Raw genomic sequence first — 2,413 nt, 5'->3', positions numbered from 1 at the left:
AATTTTTCATCTTCTACCTCGCAGTCTTCTGGGATTTTGAAAGGGGTAAAGTTTCCATAAGGAACACGCATATATTCAGCTTGCCCGCCGGCATACCCACCAGTTGTTTCTGAGTATCCAAAAAAACCACCCATTTCCCCATGAGGATTTGAATTATCGCACTGACTTGTAAGGTCGTGGTCGCAATACCAGCAGCTCCCGCAACTAACGTTAAAGGGGATAATGACCCGGTCTCCCTTCTTTACCTTAGTTACCCCTGGTCCAACTTCCTCAACAACCCCCATCGGCTCATGACCAATGACATAATCTGTAGGCATATTGGGAATTAATTGATGAATTAAGTGCAAATCGGAGCCGCAAATCGCTGAAGTAGTGATTTTTACAATAATATCATCCGAATTTTTGATGTTAGGGTCTTTAACTTCTTTAACCTGTACATTTTTATTGCCCTGGTAAGTTACGGCTTTCATGATGCTTTTCCTCCTTTATTTATTCGGCGTTGCGAACATGCCGAGTCTGTCAGTATCATTCGGGAAAAGATTCATTCCAGCGATACTAACCGCCATATCGGCTGATTTCAAATCTAATTCCACCTGTTTACCTACATCGTTCGGATAAAGCCAGCCCTTCCTGATCATTAAATCGGATAACTCACCATGTAAGTCAATAGATTGCTCCATTTGCTGGTACAACGCTTTTCTCAATGCAGGATTCGCTGTTTCAGATAATGCAATACCATAAGTATGAATCCCACTTTTGATAGAGAGTAGAAAATCTAACGCGAAAGAGGAATCAGCCATTTCCGGCATATGTTCAGCGCCTTGAGGATCTAAAAAATCCATTTCCATTTAAATTTCACCTCATTTTTCATAGTTTGTTCGGGCTTCTTTATAAAAACCCTTTAGCTCGTTTATAGCAGCTATAGATTGTTGTACGTCTTTTTCCATTAATGCTTTTAAGTCATTGTCAAAGCAAATTCCTTGCATTAATTTAGATCTCATCAAACCTATTGTTTTAAAATTTAAAATTTCATGCGTTTCCATGGTTTCATGAAATGCCAAGCTTTCATTTTCCATACGTTAACCTCCCTAATCTATATAACAAAAATACCTTTCCCAGTTCATCTGTTTGTTATACGGAATATTGACCGATAGGTAGTTTTTTTCGCAAAATATACGCTACCTTTGCAAATGATGATGTATAAAAACTTTTGTATTACGAAAGATATTGAAGTGAATTCTCAAAGAAATGGAGTGAAAAATCATGACGAAAAATTTAGGACTGCATGAGACTTTAGAGGCGCACGAAATTTTAACTTTCAAGAGTCTTTGTCTAACAAAGTCCTCTACAATGAGCAGTTTAGTGCAGGATACAGAACTACAAAATATTCTATTAAAAGACATGAGGGCTGGGACACAAGATATTCAAACACTGCAGGAAATTCTGATGAATCGAGGGGAACGGTAATGACAAATTTTTTGCAAAATATGGCGGGTATGGGTGGCATGACTGATCAGGTGATTGCAACGGACTTCTTAATATCCGCAAAATCAGGAATTAGAAATCTTGCTTTTGCCATTACAGAAACAAAAACACCTGAATTGAAAGCAGCCTTAAGAGAACAGCTTCGTGTCGCTGTAGAAAGACATGGAGAGATAAGTAACTATATGATTTCAAAAGGTTACTATCATCCACATGATTTAAGTGAACAATTACAAGTTGATTTAAATACAGCAAATACAGCCCTAAACCTTCCCCAACAATAAAGTCTACTCATAGATGTGAGAACAGACAGATCACACAGGGGTTCGGGCAAATGGAAAAAAGCAATGAATTTCTCAAATTTGAGATACATTGCTTTTTTTAGGGGTATATTATAGCTAGTTCTTATAAAGGTAATGTAGATGATCCTGGGAAAGGGATTGTTTCCAGGCAATCTCATATCTCTTTCTCAGCAAAGAAAACCACCCCGCGTAGGAAACAAAAGGGTGGTTCCCGATCAATCTTTAATCACCAAACATGGATCCTAGTTTTGTTCAAAATTTTTCCTCTTACCGGAAGTTGATACTTATGTAGCTTCGTGCCTATGGTGCTTTATTTATACTTTTAAATCTAAGATGAAGCAGGCTTTTCAATTTGAGTTAAGTCACTTCTTTATCATAGGACAGTATCTGACAAAAAAGGCAGCTCCCTGATGGGGGATAGCTACCTTCGTTTACGATTACTATGAAAAGGTAGGGGCAGGGAATTCATCGATTCTCATACGAAGTAAACTATATGGTTTTTCCCGCAGGTCTCTTCCATAATGAAATCTTGCCTGCCGATGTAATTGATTCACAATGACATATAAGTATTGATCGGGACCAATCGAAAAAGTATCCGGCCATAAAATTCTCGGGTCATGTGCGATGGT

At 38.2% G+C, this 2,413-nt stretch carries 5 protein-coding genes and 1 pseudogene; 2 read left to right on the top strand and 4 right to left on the bottom strand.

Annotated elements, in window-relative coordinates; genetic code table 11:
• The 3 genes from ADA55_RS09300 to ADA55_RS09290 all read right to left on the bottom strand — a co-directional run.
• The coding region (locus ADA55_RS09300; protein WP_048682445.1) for an alcohol dehydrogenase catalytic domain-containing protein at positions 1-470 on the bottom strand (470 nt) is incomplete at its 3' end.
• Between the two features lie 15 nt (positions 471-485).
• Positions 486-848 (bottom strand): spore coat protein, encoded by a 363-nt coding sequence (locus ADA55_RS09295; protein ID WP_048682441.1) that lies wholly within the window; start codon positions 846-848, stop codon positions 486-488.
• 12 nt (positions 849-860) lie between these two features.
• A complete protein-coding gene (locus ADA55_RS09290) occupies positions 861-1,076 on the bottom strand; it encodes a hypothetical protein (protein ID WP_048682438.1) in 216 nt (71 codons plus the stop codon).
• Positions 1,077-1,263: 187 nt separating this feature from the next.
• On the opposite strand from ADA55_RS09290, the gene ADA55_RS09285 reads away from it, so the two are divergent.
• Positions 1,264-1,467 carry a hypothetical protein gene (locus ADA55_RS09285; protein ID WP_048682434.1) on the top strand — a complete coding sequence of 68 codons (204 nt, stop codon included), beginning with the start codon at positions 1,264-1,266 and terminating at the stop codon, positions 1,465-1,467.
• Positions 1,467-1,766 carry a spore coat protein gene (locus tag ADA55_RS09280; RefSeq protein WP_048682429.1) on the top strand — a complete coding sequence of 100 codons (300 nt, stop codon included), beginning with the start codon at positions 1,467-1,469 and terminating at the stop codon, positions 1,764-1,766. Before ADA55_RS09285 ends, ADA55_RS09280 begins: the two co-directional genes overlap by 1 nt.
• Positions 1,767-2,224: 458 nt before the next feature.
• Here ADA55_RS09280 and ADA55_RS09275 read toward each other — a convergent pair.
• Positions 2,225-2,413: pseudogene (locus ADA55_RS09275) on the bottom strand (gluconolaconase); the annotation flags it as partial.

Origin of the sequence: Bacillus sp. 220_BSPC (assembly GCF_001054655.1) — a bacterium.
Lineage (GTDB): Bacteria > Bacillota > Bacilli > Bacillales > DSM-1321 > Peribacillus > Peribacillus frigoritolerans.
This window is presented reverse-complemented; position numbering and strand designations above follow the sequence as displayed.